Below are 14,304 nucleotides of genomic sequence, written 5' to 3' on the forward strand. Positions count from 1 at the left end.
CTTGCTTATGCAATTGTGATGGGCTGGGCCCGGCAACGTGGCGGCCCGTCGTGGGGCTCCCTCGCGGACGCCCCGAAAACCGGAGTGCCGTACCTCGTGCCTTCGCCTTCAGTCCCCTGAGTCCGGAGGTTTCTATGCACCAAGTACCCTTAAATACGTGGCTTTGAACCGAATCGTGCTCTTTTACGGCTTTACCCCCATCGCGGACCCGGACGCCGTCCGGCTCTGGCAGCGAGCTCTCTGCGAAAAGCTCGGTCTGACCGGGCGCATCCTCATCTCCAGGGACGGCATCAATGCCACCGTCGGCGGTGAGCTTAACGCCGTCAAGCAGTACGTGAAGACCACCCGTGAATACAAGGGCTTCCACGGCATCGACGTGAAGTGGTCCGACGGCGGGGCGGAGGACTTCCCGCGGCTGAGCGTCAAGGTCCGCGACGAGATCGTTTCCTTCGGCGCCCCGGGGGAGCTGAAGGTGAACGAGAACGGCGTCGTGGGCGGCGGAACGCACCTTAAGCCCGAGGAGCTCCACGAGCTGGTGGACGCAAAGAAGCAGAGCGGCGAAGAGGTTGTCTTCTTCGACGGGCGCAACGCCTTCGAGGCGCAGATCGGCAAGTTCAAGGATGCGATTGTCCCGGATGTCGCCACCACGCATGACTTCATCAAGGAACTCGACTCCGGCAAGTACGACTCCCTCAAGGACAAGCCGGTGGTCACCTACTGCACTGGCGGCATCCGCTGCGAGGTGCTCTCCAGCCTCATGGTGAACCGGGGCTTTAAGGAGGTGTACCAGCTTGACGGCGGCATCGTCCGGTACGGCGAAGCGTTCAAGGACCAGGGCCTCTGGGAAGGCTCGCTGTACGTCTTTGACAAGCGCATGCACCTTGAATTTAGCGAGGACGCCAAGACCATCGGCGAGTGCGTCCGCTGTGCGGCACCCACGAACAAATTCGAGAACTGTTCGAACCCCAGCTGCCGCACGCTCACGCTGTACTGCGCCGGGTGCGCCTCCAGCCCGGAAACCCTGCGCTGCCCGGACGGTTGCGCGGCCTGACCCCGCCCGGCCCCCCGCGTGCCTGAGCGTCACTGGCACCGGCGCACTGGCAACCCGTCAGATCCTGCTGATGCGGTAGGCGAAGTTTGCGTCCGACCTGGCCTCCACCGTCATCCGGAGCACGGAGTCCTTAGAAAGGTGCACAACGTTGACCCGCGACGTGCCGCACCGCAGGCTGAGGTCCACCAGCGCGAATTCGGCGTCGCGCACCGTGAAGGAGACTCTCCGCTCGCTCCGGCAGGCCAGCGTGAGGGAGTATGTTCCGCTGGGCAGCTGTCCCGTGGTCCCGGTCTTTTGGCGGCCCGCGGTCACGGTCCCGTAGTTAATGTGAAAAACCTGCCCCTCGGCGTCCGGCAGTACCTCCTTGGCCCACGCGTCGAGCTCGGCGCCCGAGACGGGCCGGTCTTGGAGGGGATCCCGCGGTATCGCCGCGTCGGTCACCACAGGGGCTCGGGGGAGCTCGCCGCGGCCGTCGTCGTAACTGTATTCACATCCGGCCAGGGCGGCTGCGGCGGCCAGCACAGCGGAAACCACGACGGCGGCTGCCGGGTTCCGCTGTCGCGGAACCCGCGGATACCGCCCAACGAGACAATGCACGGAGAACATCCGCACCGTGGGCATACTCCGACTTTAAGCCTGCCGGTGGCGCGAGACCATAGGCGGATGAACACCTGGCTGCAAGCGCATGTCGGCGGAGTTCAGCGCAGCCCGCCGTCCCGTGGGGCATGGTTCCCGACTGTGACCTGGAACCTGGGAACTTGCAAGGGGGCGAAGCCTTCCGGCACGGCCTCGGGCCGGTGATGAACAGAAAGCTGATGAACAGAAAGCTACTGAACGGGGACCAGCTGGTACGCGTAAATAAGCGGGGCGTCCACGCTGGACGTGCTGATCTCCACCGGCCCGGGTTCCGGCACCGTGATCTTCACGGTTTCCCGGCTGCCGTTGCACGCTGCGCCGGCGTCCGCGAGCTCTTTCCCTGCCAGTGTCACGGCGAAGAACGCCTTGCCGCCGCCGTCGCACGTCATGGTCAGCGTGTAGCGGCCCGCCGGCACATTGGCTGCCTCGCGGATGATCCGGTCCCGGTTGAGAATCTTGCCGGCGTCCTCAAGCACCGCGCCGCTGACGGACGGCAGCGCAGTGGCCTTCCACGCGGGCACGTCGGCGTTTTCGATCGAGACCACGGGCGAGCAGGCGGGCACCGCCAGCAAAAGGAGGGCAGCTGCCGCGGCACCGGACAGGACACGGCGCATCGCAGGGGAACGTTCAGCCATGCCTCCAACTTACCTGCTGAAACGGCTGCCCGGCGTCAACCGGAGCTGCCCGGCCGGAGCTGCCCGGCGTCAACCGGAGCTGCCCGGCCGGAGCTGCCCGGCCTCAACCGGAGCCCCCTGCCCAGCCGGAGCTGCCGGGCCTGAGCCTCCTGCCCGGCCGGAGACGCCCCGTCCCAGCCTGAGCCGCCGGGGCATCGCCCTGACCTTGTGGGCGGCAGCTCCGCCATCGTCGGCGTCACCGCCTGAGCCTGCGGACGCCGAGTTTGTCAGCGTCCGGCATGCCGCGATCCCACGAAAGAGACAAGTCTGTCTGCCTCCGTCAGGGCCTGCGCCATGCCGGTGGAAGTGGCGAATACCCGCTCGCCACGGGACTCGAGCTGAACCGGAATAACGTCGGCGCGGGCTGCGGGCCCGTGCTCCGGAGGATGCGTTGACGGCCAGGGGGTGTGGCCCGGCGCTGCGCTCGGTTCGTGGTCGGCGCTTGCCTCCGAAAGCGTCAGGGCGTCGATCTTGGCGCCGCCGATCTTGTCCAGCATCTGGTAGTCCTCGTTGGTGCAGAGATCGCTGGTGGCCAGGTGCTTGAGCGTGATCAGGCCTACGATGGCCCGGCTGAAGTCACGGTCCATGGCAAGGTCGATGGCCCACTGCGTCCGTTGCCACCACTGGTCGCGCCGGTCCGCTTCACGCCGCTGGGCCAGGGTCCGCCACGCTATCCATCCGGCGATTATGGCCGCCACAAGGGTGCTGAGGGGGGCGAATGCGGCCACGTACTGCAGCCATCCGGGATCAGCCACCGCTGCCTGGGTTCCGAGCATGGCCCCACTTTAGCCTCCCGCCCCGACAATATAGACGCGACATAGACGCGACAAAATAGACCCGGCAAACAGGCCCGGCATTGCACAGCCAAGACCGGCAGGCAGACCCGCCAATCTGGCCAGGCCATCTGGGAGGAGCCGCGGCATCCGGCCGCCGGGCACGGGAAATAGACTTGCCCGGTGACTGAATCAACGCGCTTCACGGCCGGAAACACGCCCGACGCCCCCCGCAGCGACCTGCCCGATCTCCTGGCCGCCCTGGCTGCTGACCTGCGGGACGTCGACTACACGGTGGACGGTGTCGCTGACCTGCTCGGCGCGTCGGCGTACTCGGCACTGAGCCGGGACCAACTGATTCCTGCGCTGATCGTCACCGAAGCAGCCGCCACCGGTGAGCCGCGCGCGGCGGCGCTCGCCGCCGTCGTGCGTTTGTGGCTCCTGGCCGTCCCGCAGGACGCGGAGGCTCTGGACGCCGCCCTGCCGCGCGTCCGGACGGAAGGGCTGGTGGCGCTGCGGCTGGCCGAGACCGTGGAGGGCCAGATCGCGGCCGCAGCGGACCTGCGGCCCTACGGCTGGGAAGCTACCGCAGGGGAGGGCAGCGGCGGCGCTGAACTCTGGGTGGCCAGCGACCTCGCCGCGCACCAGCGCGCGGGCGTCCTGCGGCATGACCACGTCCTCGGCATCGGGCAGGCCTCCACCACCCTGGTGCAGACCACCATCCGGCGGCACGCCGCCCGTGCCCTGGACCTGGGCGCCGGGTGCGGCATCCAGACGTTCCACCTCCTGCATCACAGCGAGCACGTCACGGCGACCGATATTTCGGAGCGCGCCCTCGCGTTCACGCGGTTCAACCTCCTGCTCAATGCCGAGGCCCTGTACGTGGACCGGGCACGGCCGGAGGAACGGGTGAGCCTTCGTCTCGGATCCCTCCTGGAGCCCGTGGCCGGCGAGGAATTCGACCTCGTGGTGTCCAATCCGCCGTTCGTCATCACGCCGCGCAGCACCGGCGAAGCGGCTGCGGACCAATTCACGTACCGCGACGGCGGCCTGCCCGGCGATGACATCGTGGCGTCGCTGGTCCGGTCCCTGCCCGGTGTGCTTGCCCCTGGCGGAACAGCCCAACTTTTAGGCAACTGGGAGATTGCGGCGGGCACTTCCTGGGAGGAACGGCCGCAAAGCTGGGCCAGTCCGGACACGGATGTCTGGTTCATCCAGCGCGAGCAGCTCGGCCCTGAGCAGTATGCCGAGACCTGGCTGCAGGACGCCTCGGAAAACCGGGACCGGCGGCACTACCAGGACGCCTACGCCGCGTACCTGGACGACTTTGCCTCGCGGGATGTGGGCGGGGTCGGATTCGGAATGATCTGGCTGCGGCGGCCCGCCAGGGGAGAGCCTAGGGTTTACCGGTTCGAGGAGATCACCTATCCGATCGAGCAGCCCGTGGGGCCGCACCTTGGCGCCGGCGTCGACCGCGAGGACTGGCTGGCCGCCAATGACCTGTCGGCGGCACACCTGCTCGTGGCTGACGACGTCACCGAGGAACGCCACCAGCGCCCCGGTGCCGAACATCCCGGTGTCATCCTGCTGCGGCAGGGAGCCGGACTCCGCCGGACCAACCTCCTGAGCACCGAGCTGGCCGGCTTCGTGTCAGCATGCGACGGCGACCTCTCCGTCGGGCAGATCATGGGCGCCCTCGAGGCCCTGCTGGGCGGGGCGGATGGGTTCGACGGCGATGCCTTCCGCGCCGGGCTGCTGTCCGAAGTCGCGAACCTGGTCCGCGACGGCTTCCTGCTTCCGTCCGACGATGCCTAGAGCGGCTGGCTCCCTCAGCTAGCGGCCGCTAATTCCACGGCGGCCGAAGGCGCGTCCATGGTGAAACCGCACATGCAGCGGTATGTGATCACATCGTCTGCCGCCGGACCCTTCGGCAAGCGAATTGGGTGGGAACCGTCGACATGGAGCGCCATGTCCAGGGACACTCGTTCCCGGTCCACGCGCTGCATCGGTTTGCGGCAATGCAGCCTGGTGCTAAAGGTAGCCAGCAACCCGTCATCTTCAGCCGCGCCGGCTTCGGTGCCTGGGCCGCTCCCTTCCGCGGCAAAGGCATCGGCCGCCGGGAGGGCATCTTCTGTGAGGGTAATCATGGCTGTCCTTTGGGCTTTTCACGGGGCCGCCAGCCTTGGCGGCCCCGCCGCGAACTGCTTGCGGGAGGTCTGCTTACCCAATAAGGAAAGCATGCTTAGTAATTTTTGGGCAAACCGGAAGCGGCTAATGTCCGGCGGGTTGCCAGGCTCATTTCTGCCGCGTCGAGAATGTCAAGCATTTATTTCATAACTCATTCCTGCTGGGTAGACTGGGAAAGTGAGTACTGAGACGCCCTCCGCGGAGCCGGCAAACAACATGACGCCCGGTGCGAATACGGGATCGATGCGCAGGCCACGCCAGGAAAAGAAAGTGGAGATCACCGACCCCAAGGCAATCCGGGCGCTGGCCCATGCCGCGCGGCTCGAAGTGATTTCGGAGCTGTACTCCACGCAGTCCAGCCGCACGGCCACGGAACTGGCCCAGCAGACCGGGCTGACTCCGAGCGCCATGAGCTACCACCTGCGGGCCCTCCAGAAGTGGGGGATCGTGGTGCCGGCCGAGACCGCCGGTGACGCCCGCGAACGCCGCTGGAAGGCTGCCGGCACGGACTTCGCCATCAACTCGGGCGGGCGTGTGGCCAGCCCCGAGTTCGCGGTGATCGATCTCGAGCTGGATGCCTTCCGCCGCCGCACCCACGCCTACGCCGGGGTCCGGAACGAGCAGCGCCAGCGCGGCGAGTCTCCGGAGTCCTCGTCGGTGGTCCTGGCCAGCAACCTCCTGTACCTGACACCGGGGCAGCGCAGTGAACTCAGCAGGCGAGTCTTCGAATTGCTGCGCGAATATGAGCTTGAGGATCCGAGTGTCATCCCCCCGGGAGCTGAGCGGACCGCCACGATGTGGTCCATGATTCCGGACGACCGCGGGGTGGCAGGGGCGGCCCGGAACGGTGCATCCGGCGGGAGTTAAGTAGGCCCGCTCGGCAGTGACGGTGGCCACCTCTTTTCCACATGACAGCGCATGATTCTCCAAAATATGGTGAACTAGGCCAATATGGGCTCATCTGCCCGAGCAACCTTTTTCTGTAGGAGCACTGTGCCAAGCAAGGCCAAAACCGGCAAGAAACTCGTGATCGTGGAGTCTCCGGCCAAGAGCAAGACCATCGCCAAGTACCTGGGCGAGGGCTTCATCGTTGAGGCCTCCATCGGTCACATCCGCGACCTGCCGCAGCCGTCGGAACTCCCCGCGGAGCTGAAGAAGACCTCCGTGGGCAAGTTCGCCGTCGACGTCGAAAACGGCTTCAAGCCGTACTACGTGGTGTCCCCGGACAAGAAGAAAAAGGTGGCCGAGCTCAAGGCCCAGCTCAAGGACGCTGACGCCCTCTATCTCGCAACCGATGGGGACCGCGAGGGCGAGGCCATCGCGTGGCACCTGCTGGAGGTCCTCAAGCCGAAGGTCCCGGTGTACCGGATGACCTTCGGTGAAATCACCAAGGAAGCCATCCACCGCGCCATGGACAACCTGCGCGATGTCGATGCCGCGCTGGTGGACGCACAGGAAACCCGGCGCATCTTGGACCGCCTCTACGGCTACGAGATTTCCCCGGTGCTGTGGCGCAAGGTGGCGCGCGGCCTGTCCGCCGGCCGCGTGCAGTCCGTGGTGACCCGCATGGTGGTTGACCGTGAACGGGAGCGCATGGCCTTCAAGGCGGCGTCCTACTGGGACCTGACCGGACAGTTCGGTGCCGATTCCGGCTCGTTCAAGGCGAAGCTCGCCGCGGTTGACGGCGCCAAGGTCGCCACCGGCCGTGACTTTAACGACGACGGCGAACTCACCTCCCGCAATGTGGCCCACCTCAACGAGGAACTCGCCACGTCCCTGGCGGCCGCGCTGCAGGACGCCGATTTCCGCGTCCGCTCCGTCGACACTAAGCCCTACACGCGCCGTCCGGCCGCGCCGTTCACCACCTCCACGCTGCAGCAGGAGGCGGGCCGCAAGCTGCGCTTCTCGTCCAAGAGCACCATGCAGGTGGCCCAGCGCCTGTATGAAAACGGCTACATCACCTATATGCGTACCGATTCGTCGGCGCTGAGCGACGAGGCCGTCACGGCCGCACGGCGCCAGGCCTCCGAGCTGTACGGTCCCGAGTACGTTCCGCAGTCGCCCCGCGTGTACACCAGCAAAGCCGCGAACGCGCAGGAGGCCCACGAGGCCATCCGTCCCGCCGGTGACTCCTTCCGCACTCCGGCGCAGGTTGCCAAGCAGCTCAGCGGCGATGAATTCCGGCTGTACGAGCTGATCTGGAAGCGCACCGTAGCGTCCCAGATGGGCGATGCCAAGGGATCCACGGCCACCATCCGCCTGGGTGCCGTGGCCTCCGACGGCCGCGACGCAGAGTTCTCGGCCTCCGGCACCGTGATCACCTTCCCCGGCTTCCTCGCCGCCTATGAGGAAGGCAAGGACGAAAGCCGCGGAGACGACGAGTCCGAGGAAGCGCGCCGCCTGCCCAACGTGGCCAAGGATGATTCCCTCACCGCCGCTGACATCATTGCTGTGGGTCACGAGACGTCGCCGCCGCCGCGCTTCACCGAAGCTTCGCTGACGGCCGAGCTGGAAAAGAAGGGCATCGGCCGCCCGTCCACGTACGCCTCCACGATCTCCACCATCCAGGACCGCGGGTATGTGCGTAAGCAGGGCTCGGCGCTGGTCCCCAGCTGGATCGCGTTCTCGGTGATCCGGCTGCTCGAGCAGCACTTCCATGACTATGTGGACTACGAGTTCACTGCCGACATGGAAGGCGACCTCGACAAGATCGCCAACGGCCAGGCCGTTGGCTCCGCCTGGCTCAAGCACTTCTACTACGGCGAAGACGCCGATCCCGGGCTGCTGAGCATCGTGAACAACCTGGGCGAAATCGATGCCCGGGAAATCAACTCGGTGCCCATCGCCGAGGGCATCACGCTGCGCGTCGGCAAGTTCGGGCCCTACCTGGAAAGCTCGGTCCCCACGGTCGATCCCAAGACCGGCGAGGTCGTGGAGTCTGCACGCGCCAATGTCCCCGAGGACCTTGCCCCGGATGAGCTCACCGCCGCCAAGGCCGTGGAGCTCATGGAAACCGCAGCGCCGGAGGAACGGGTGCTGGGCGCCGATCCGCACACCGGGCACACCGTGGTGGCGAAGAACGGCCGCTACGGCGCCTACGTCACCGAGGTTATCCCGGAGATGACCGAGGAGCAGTTGGCCAACCAGCCGGTTGAGTACTACAAGAACGGCAAGCCCAAGCCGCCGAAGAAGCCCGTGAAGGCCAAGCCGCGCACCGGTTCGCTGTTCAAGTCCATGACCGTGGATTCCATCACCTTGGACGAGGCGCTGCAGCTCATGAGCCTTCCGCGGGCGCTGGGCACGGACGCCGAGGGCAACGTGATCACGGTCCAGAACGGCCGCTTCGGACCGTACCTGAAGATGGGCACGGACTCGCGCTCCATCGGCTCGGAAGAGGAAATCTTCACCATTACGCTGGATCAGGCGCTGGAGATCTACTCCCAGCCCAAGCAGCGTGGTGCCCGCGCCGCCGTGCCGCCGCTGGCGGAGTTCGGCCCGGACCCGGTCTCGGAGAAGAACATCGTGGTGAAGGAAGGCCGCTTCGGGCCGTACATCACCGACGGCGTCACCAATATCACCGTGCCCCGGAGCACCTCCCTGGAGGAACTGACGCGGGAACAGGCTGTCGAACTTTTGGCGGAAAAGCGGGCCAAGGGCCCGGTCAAGCGCACCACCACGCGCAAGGCACCCGCCAAGAAGGCAGCGGCCAAGAAGTAAGGCGCGACCGGCTCGGGACGCGAGCCATCCTCGGCGTGCTCGCTCGTTCTCCCCACCGTCTCCCTGACCGAGCTTGCGAGGTTAGGGTGCGGGTGGGGAGCGCAACCTGCCGGGTCTCGACAGGCTCGACCCGCGCTCAGGGGCGGACTTCAGGCGGGGGCGAAACCGGGCTGGAATTGCGCCGCTGTGCTCAACGTGGTCGAGTAGATACATGACTGAACAGCCCGGACCCGCAGACACCACGCCGCTGAACGACCTCGAAGAGAAGCTGGCCCTCGGGGACCAGCCGGACGCCAACCCGGTGGATGTCATCCTCTCCTTCCTCAACAACGAGGTCTACATCATCAGCTCCGACGCCCTCGAAGGCGAGGACTCCCAAGTGGAGCCGCTCGTGCTCGGCAACGCGGAGGGCCAGCCCGTTTTGGCCGTGTTCTCGCACCCCAGCCGCGTTGACGAGCAGTACCTTGAAGCGGCCCCGAACGTGCTGGGCACGCAGGGCGCCGCGATCATCGCGAACATCGGGGACGAACTCGGCATGGTCATCAACCCGGGCGCCGTGTACGGTTTCGAAATCAACCCGGAGGGCATCGCCAACATCAAGCGGGACTTCAAGCGCGCCGATGAAGCTGATGCCGACCCGGCCGGCCTCGAAGGCGAATAGCCCGGCTCCGGGAACCGTGGCCCGCGAAATGTGATTGCCCGGTTACACCTGCTGCTCCTCCGGGGGAATAATGGCAGGATGCGGCTAGGCGTCCTCGATATCGGGTCCAATACTGTCCACCTCCTGCTCGTTGACGCCCACCCCGGCGCGCGACCGGTACCTTTTGCTTCACATAAGCGACCCCTCTCGCTCGTGCAGTATCTCGACGGCGACGGCAACATCACCGACGCCGGTCAGCATGAGCTGACGGAGTTCGTCCTTGAGGCCTGGGAATTCGCCGCCAGGCACAAAGCGGACGACCTGCTCGCCTTTTGTACCTCGGCCATCCGTGAGGCCACCAACGGCCCCGCCGTGCTGGCACGCGTGAAGCATGAAACCACGGTCACCCTGCAGGAACTGACCGGCAGCGAGGAAGCGTCCATGACGTTCTTTGCCGTCCGACGCTGGTACGGCTGGGGTGCCGGACCCGTCCTGAACCTGGACATCGGCGGCGGCTCCTTCGAAATGGCCTCCGGCCAGGACGAGCTGCCGGAGCTGGCCACGTCAGTGCCCTTGGGCGCCAGCCGCCTCACACGGGACTGGCTGGACCAGGATCCTCCCTCGGCGAGGAGCGTGAAGGAGCTTCGGCGCTACATCCGTGCAACCCTCAAGCCGGCGGTCCGAAGCTTCGACGCGGTCGGCCGCGCGAACCTGGTGGCCGGGACGTCTAAGACGTTCCGTTCGCTGGCGCGGATCGCAGGAGCGGCGCCCAGCGCTGCTGGTCCGTACGTCAAGCGCGAACTGCTCGCCACGGACCTCGGAATCTGGGCGCAGCGGATTTCGGCCATGAAAACGGAGGACAGGCTGCACCTCCCGGGAGTCTCGGAGGCGCGTGCCAACCAGCTCCTCGCGGGGGCGCTCGTGGCTGAGGCAGCCCTCGAACTCTTCGCATTCAAGAAGATCAGGATCTGCCCTTGGGCCCTCCGCGAAGGCCTCATCCTGCGCCGGCTGGACCAGCTGGTCTTTGACGGGCTGGAACCCGCCCCGCACGTGGGGGCCCAGCAGCCCGCGACGTTGCCCGCCGTCTAAATGATTGCCGGCATAAACGTCCAACGTTGGCGTCTTAAACAACGTTGACGTCTTAAGCGAGGAAGCGCCGGACGGTTTCGCAGAAGGAGCTGGGGGGAACACTCCTGCAACCGACCGGCGCCGTGCCAGTCCCTGGGGACCGGCTCCATCACTCGCACCTTGTGAGGCGTTAACGACACTAGCGAGCGAGTTTGAGTGTTCAGCGGGTTTTTCCTGAATGCCCGCTGGGAATCCTGCCGAGCTGAACCTGCAACCTTAAAAAGCGAAGGCACCGACGGCCTGCTGCAGGAAAATGGGTAAAACTGCTGCAGGCCGTCGGTGCCAGGCAAACATCCCCATGCTTGCCTCATCACTCGCACCCTCAATGAGGTAATAACAAACCTAGGGCCCAATTTTGTGTGAAACCTTCGGCCAACATGTGAGCTTCCTGTGAATGGCGCGGGCCTGCATCGCGGACGGTGAACTGCAATGATGGAGCCATGAGCAACCGAATCGCATTCCTTGGCTGTGGATCAATGAACGAGGCAATCATGGGCGGCCTCCTGGAAGCGGGCACAGACCCCATGGAGGTCGTGGCAACGGTCCGGCGCGCCGAGCGGGCCGCCGAGCTGGCGCAGCGCCATCAGGGCATTACCGCCATCGCCGGAGAGGAAGAGCCTGACAACAACAAACAGGCGGCGAAGGGATCCGGCGTCGTGATTCTCGGCGTGAAGCCGGTCGGCATCGCCGACCTGGCCCGCGAAATCAGTGGCTCTCTTTCCCGCGATGCAATCGTCATCAGCGTCGCCGCCGCAGTTTCCATTGCCCAGCTTGAAGCCGCCCTGCCGCCCGGCCAGCCGGTGATCCGGACAATGCCCAACACACCGGCAAAGCTGGGCCGCGGAGTGGTTTCCGTGTCCGCGGGCACCAGCTGCACGCCCGAGCAGCTCCAGCAGGCGAAGGACATCCTCTCCGCCGTGGGAACCGTCGTCGAAATTCCGGAAGAGCAGGTGGACGCACTGGGCGCCATCAGCGGCTCCGGCCCCGCTTACGCGTTCTACCTTGCGGAGGCCATGGCGGCTGCGGGGGTTGAACTCGGACTCGACGAGGAGCTGTCGCTCCTGCTGGCACGCGAAACCGTTGCCGGAGCAGGGTTCATGCTGGCGGAACCCGGCGCCGTGCCGGCTGCCCTGCGCAAGGCCGTGACCAGCCCGAACGGCACCACGGAACGTGCCATTGCCACGTTCGATGAGCGCGGCATGCCGGCAATCATCGCGGCCGGCGCACGTGCCGCGGCCGACCGCGCGGCCGAGATGACGAAGCAGCTGGGCTAGACTTCAGAACCACAAAACCCGGGCACCGCGGTGTCCGGGTTTTTCTGTGGTGAAGTCTGCCGCTGTTGGCGTAGCGGCGGGTTACGGCCGGGCGGCGAAGCGCTCCAGCAGGTCCACGTGCCCCGAGACGATCAGCATGTCGCGGGCGGATACCTTGGTTTCCGGGCGGGCGTAGGTGAAGTCCTCGCCCGGCGACTTCACGCCCACGATCGTCACGCCGTACTTGGAACGGACCTTGGATTCCTCAAGGGTGAAACCTACGGTCTCGCGCGGCGGGTACATCTTCACGATCGCGTAGTCGTCCTCGAACTCGATGAAGTCCAGCATGCGCCCGGAGACCAGGTGCGCGGCGCGGACACCGGCGTCGGCCTCCGGATAGATGACGTGGTTGGCGCCGATCCGGGTCAGGATCTTGCCGTGCGAGGGTGTGATCGCCTTGACCCAGAGGTGCTCGATGCCGAGGTCCACCAGGTTGACCGTGATCAGCACGGAGGACTCGATCGACGTGCCCACGCCCACGACGGCGGAACTGAACTCCTGCGCGCCGAGCTGGCGCAGGGCGTCGATGTTGGTGGCGTCCGCCTCCACGACGTGGGTGAGGACGGGGGACCACTTCTGAACGAGCGTGCGGTCGCGCTCGATGGCCAGCACTTCGCGGCCCTGCTTGACCAGCTGCTCCGCGGTGGCGGAGCCGAAGCGGCCGAGTCCGATCACCAGAACAGGAGCATTATGGGCGGGGCGGTTGACGGCGCCTGACGTACTAGCCAATGATTGGCCTCTCTTCCGGGTAGTGGTACAACTGGCTGCGCTGGCGCAGGGCAAGTGCAGCCGCAAGCGTGACGGTGCCGACGCGGCCGGCGAACATCAGGGCGGAGAGCACGTAGACGCCCGACGGCGGCACCTCGGCACTGAGGTTCGTGCTGAGTCCCACCGTGGCGAAGGCCGAAATGGTCTCGAACAGCACCCGGTCCAGTGATGCCCCGCTGATGTGCAGCAGCAGGAATGCCGAGACGGACACCAGCGTTGCACCGGCGACGATGACCGAGATGGCCACGCGCATGGTGCCCTCGGGGATGGTCCGGCCGTAGACCTTAACGTCCGCGTCACCGCGGGCTTCCGCCACGATGGCCAGGAACATGACGGCGATGGTGGTCACCTTGATGCCGCCGGCCGTGGATGCGGAACCGCCGCCGGCGAACATGAGGGCGTCCGTGAGGAGCATGGTGGTGGACTCCATCTGGTTCTGGTCCACGAGGTTGAAGCCGCCCGAGCGCGTCATGACGGAGGCAAACAGCGAGTGCGTGATCTTGTCGCCGAGGGCCATTCCTCCGATGGTCCGGGCGTTGTCCCACTCCATCAGCCCCCACAGCAGCGTTCCGGCAGCCAGCAGGATGAACGACACCTGGATGGTCAGCTTGGTGTGCAGGTTCCAGCGCTTCCAGTTGAGGCCGTTCTGCTGCAGGACCATGACCACGGGGAAGCCGAGGCTGCCGAAGAACACGCCCAGCATGAGCGGAGTGAGGATCCACAGGTCTGTCTCGTAGGGGACGATGCCGTCCGAATGTGGTGTGAAGCCGGCGTTGTTGAAGGACGAGATCGAGTAGAAAATGCCGTGCCAGACGGCCTGCCAGAACGGCTCGCCCAGGGTCAGGAACCGGGGGACCAGAGCCAGCGCGAGCACGCCCTCAATGATGACGGATGTGGTGATGACGATCCGCAGCAGCGTGCCCACCTCGCCCAGGCGGCCCGCGTTGTTCATGGCTTCCTGGGCGATGAGCTTGCCGCGGACACCGAGTTTCTTGCTCACCATCAGGGCCAGCAGCGACGCCAGCGTCAACGTGCCCAGGCCGCCGACGAAGATGCCGATCAGGATGATTAGCTGCCCGAAGAAGGACCAGTGGACCGCCGTAGACACCACGGTAAGCCCGGTAACGCAGACGGCGGAGACAGCCGTGAAAAGGGCCTGGTGGATCGGCGTGAAGTCGCCGGTGGCCGAGGCGGCCGGCAGCGACAGCAGCCCGGTGAAGAGGACGATCACCACAACGAACGCGCTCAGGGCCAGCCGGGCAGGCGATGTGTTGGCGATGTCATCGATAAAGTCGCGTAGCCGCGTGAAAATCCAGAGGCCTTCGCGTTCGGGTGCGGCAGGCTGCCAGCTCGCCGGGCTCTTTGACCTCGACTGGCTTTGCGTCATGTGTGGCTTTTCCTCGGTTGACTCTGCTTC

Annotated in this window: 13 protein-coding genes; 7 read left to right on the forward strand and 6 right to left on the reverse strand. The window is 66.0% G+C overall.

Annotation, left to right across the window (positions count from 1 at the left end):
- Positions 1 to 157 precede the first annotated feature (157 nt).
- Positions 158 to 1,051 (forward strand): rhodanese-related sulfurtransferase, encoded by an 894-nt coding sequence (locus J7I89_RS03285; protein WP_214967248.1) that lies wholly within the window; start codon positions 158 to 160, stop codon positions 1,049 to 1,051.
- A gap of 57 nt (positions 1,052 to 1,108) precedes the next feature.
- Here the strand turns inward: J7I89_RS03285 and J7I89_RS03290 are convergent, their stop codons facing one another.
- From J7I89_RS03290 to J7I89_RS03300, 3 genes are all read right to left on the reverse strand, one after another.
- Positions 1,109 to 1,672 carry a hypothetical protein gene (locus J7I89_RS03290; protein WP_214967250.1) on the reverse strand — a complete coding sequence of 188 codons (564 nt, stop codon included), beginning with the start codon at positions 1,670 to 1,672 and terminating at the stop codon, positions 1,109 to 1,111.
- Between the two features lie 206 nt (positions 1,673 to 1,878).
- The gene (locus tag J7I89_RS03295) at positions 1,879 to 2,322 is read right to left on the reverse strand and encodes a hypothetical protein (protein ID WP_214967252.1); all 444 of its coding nucleotides are present in this window, start codon (positions 2,320 to 2,322) and stop codon (positions 1,879 to 1,881) included.
- A gap of 266 nt (positions 2,323 to 2,588) precedes the next feature.
- On the reverse strand, positions 2,589 to 3,137 hold the full coding sequence (locus J7I89_RS03300) for a hypothetical protein (RefSeq protein WP_214967254.1): 549 nt from the start codon (positions 3,135 to 3,137) through the stop codon (positions 2,589 to 2,591).
- Between the two features lie 180 nt (positions 3,138 to 3,317).
- Between J7I89_RS03300 and J7I89_RS03305 the strand changes: the two genes are divergently transcribed.
- Entirely contained in the window at positions 3,318 to 4,949 is a 1,632-nt protein-coding gene (locus tag J7I89_RS03305; protein WP_214967255.1) for a methyltransferase, read from the forward strand.
- A gap of 14 nt (positions 4,950 to 4,963) precedes the next feature.
- Here J7I89_RS03305 and J7I89_RS03310 read toward each other — a convergent pair whose 3' ends face one another.
- The gene (locus J7I89_RS03310; protein ID WP_214967257.1) at positions 4,964 to 5,281 is read right to left on the reverse strand and encodes a hypothetical protein; all 318 of its coding nucleotides are present in this window, start codon (positions 5,279 to 5,281) and stop codon (positions 4,964 to 4,966) included.
- A gap of 217 nt (positions 5,282 to 5,498) precedes the next feature.
- On the opposite strand from J7I89_RS03310, the gene J7I89_RS03315 reads away from it, so the two are divergent.
- The 5 genes from J7I89_RS03315 (at position 5,499) to proC (ending at position 12,080) form a co-directional block, all read left to right on the forward strand.
- Complete coding sequence (locus tag J7I89_RS03315) at positions 5,499 to 6,188, forward strand: winged helix-turn-helix domain-containing protein (RefSeq protein WP_374101991.1); 690 nt, start codon at positions 5,499 to 5,501, stop codon at positions 6,186 to 6,188.
- 126 nt (positions 6,189 to 6,314) lie between these two features.
- Positions 6,315 to 9,038, forward strand: coding sequence for a type I DNA topoisomerase (gene topA, locus J7I89_RS03320; RefSeq protein ID WP_214967259.1), 2,724 nt, complete (start codon positions 6,315 to 6,317; stop codon positions 9,036 to 9,038).
- Positions 9,039 to 9,249: 211 nt separating this feature from the next.
- Positions 9,250 to 9,699, forward strand: coding sequence for an SseB family protein (locus tag J7I89_RS03325; RefSeq protein ID WP_214967261.1), 450 nt, complete (start codon positions 9,250 to 9,252; stop codon positions 9,697 to 9,699).
- 78 nt (positions 9,700 to 9,777) lie between these two features.
- Positions 9,778 to 10,767, forward strand: a complete 990-nt coding sequence (locus tag J7I89_RS03330; protein WP_214967263.1) for a Ppx/GppA phosphatase family protein — start codon at positions 9,778 to 9,780, stop codon at positions 10,765 to 10,767.
- 479 nt (positions 10,768 to 11,246) lie between these two features.
- Positions 11,247 to 12,080 carry a pyrroline-5-carboxylate reductase gene (gene proC / locus J7I89_RS03335; protein ID WP_214967265.1) on the forward strand — a complete coding sequence of 278 codons (834 nt, stop codon included), beginning with the start codon at positions 11,247 to 11,249 and terminating at the stop codon, positions 12,078 to 12,080.
- An 81-nt stretch (positions 12,081 to 12,161) separates the two neighbouring features.
- Here proC and J7I89_RS03340 read toward each other — a convergent pair whose 3' ends face one another.
- Together J7I89_RS03340 and J7I89_RS03345 are read right to left on the reverse strand one after the other, a co-directional pair.
- Positions 12,162 to 12,848: a TrkA family potassium uptake protein gene (locus tag J7I89_RS03340; RefSeq protein WP_104140747.1), complete on the reverse strand. Its 687-nt coding sequence runs from the start codon at positions 12,846 to 12,848 to the stop codon at positions 12,162 to 12,164.
- Positions 12,841 to 14,274, reverse strand: a complete 1,434-nt coding sequence (locus tag J7I89_RS03345) for a TrkH family potassium uptake protein (protein ID WP_214967267.1) — start codon at positions 14,272 to 14,274, stop codon at positions 12,841 to 12,843. The genes J7I89_RS03340 and J7I89_RS03345 overlap by 8 nt, the downstream gene beginning before the upstream one ends.
- Positions 14,275 to 14,304 lie beyond the last annotated feature (30 nt).

This window comes from Arthrobacter sp. ISL-5, from assembly GCF_018613835.1.
GTDB lineage: Bacteria > Actinomycetota > Actinomycetes > Actinomycetales > Micrococcaceae > Arthrobacter.

Coding starts and splice junctions, on each gene's coding strand:
- J7I89_RS03345 (WP_214967267.1), bottom strand. CDS start 14,274: ATGACGCAAAGCCAGTCGAGGTCAAAGAGCCCGGCGAGCTGGCAGCCT.
- J7I89_RS03290 (WP_214967250.1), bottom strand. CDS start 1,672: ATGCCCACGGTGCGGATGTTCTCCGTGCATTGTCTCGTTGGGCGGTAT.
- J7I89_RS03310 (WP_214967257.1), bottom strand. CDS start 5,281: ATGATTACCCTCACAGAAGATGCCCTCCCGGCGGCCGATGCCTTTGCC.
- J7I89_RS03295 (WP_214967252.1), bottom strand. CDS start 2,322: ATGGCTGAACGTTCCCCTGCGATGCGCCGTGTCCTGTCCGGTGCCGCG.
- J7I89_RS03325 (WP_214967261.1), top strand. CDS start 9,250: ATGACTGAACAGCCCGGACCCGCAGACACCACGCCGCTGAACGACCTC.
- J7I89_RS03330 (WP_214967263.1), top strand. CDS start 9,778: ATGCGGCTAGGCGTCCTCGATATCGGGTCCAATACTGTCCACCTCCTG.
- J7I89_RS03300 (WP_214967254.1), bottom strand. CDS start 3,137: ATGCTCGGAACCCAGGCAGCGGTGGCTGATCCCGGATGGCTGCAGTAC.
- proC (WP_214967265.1), top strand. CDS start 11,247: ATGAGCAACCGAATCGCATTCCTTGGCTGTGGATCAATGAACGAGGCA.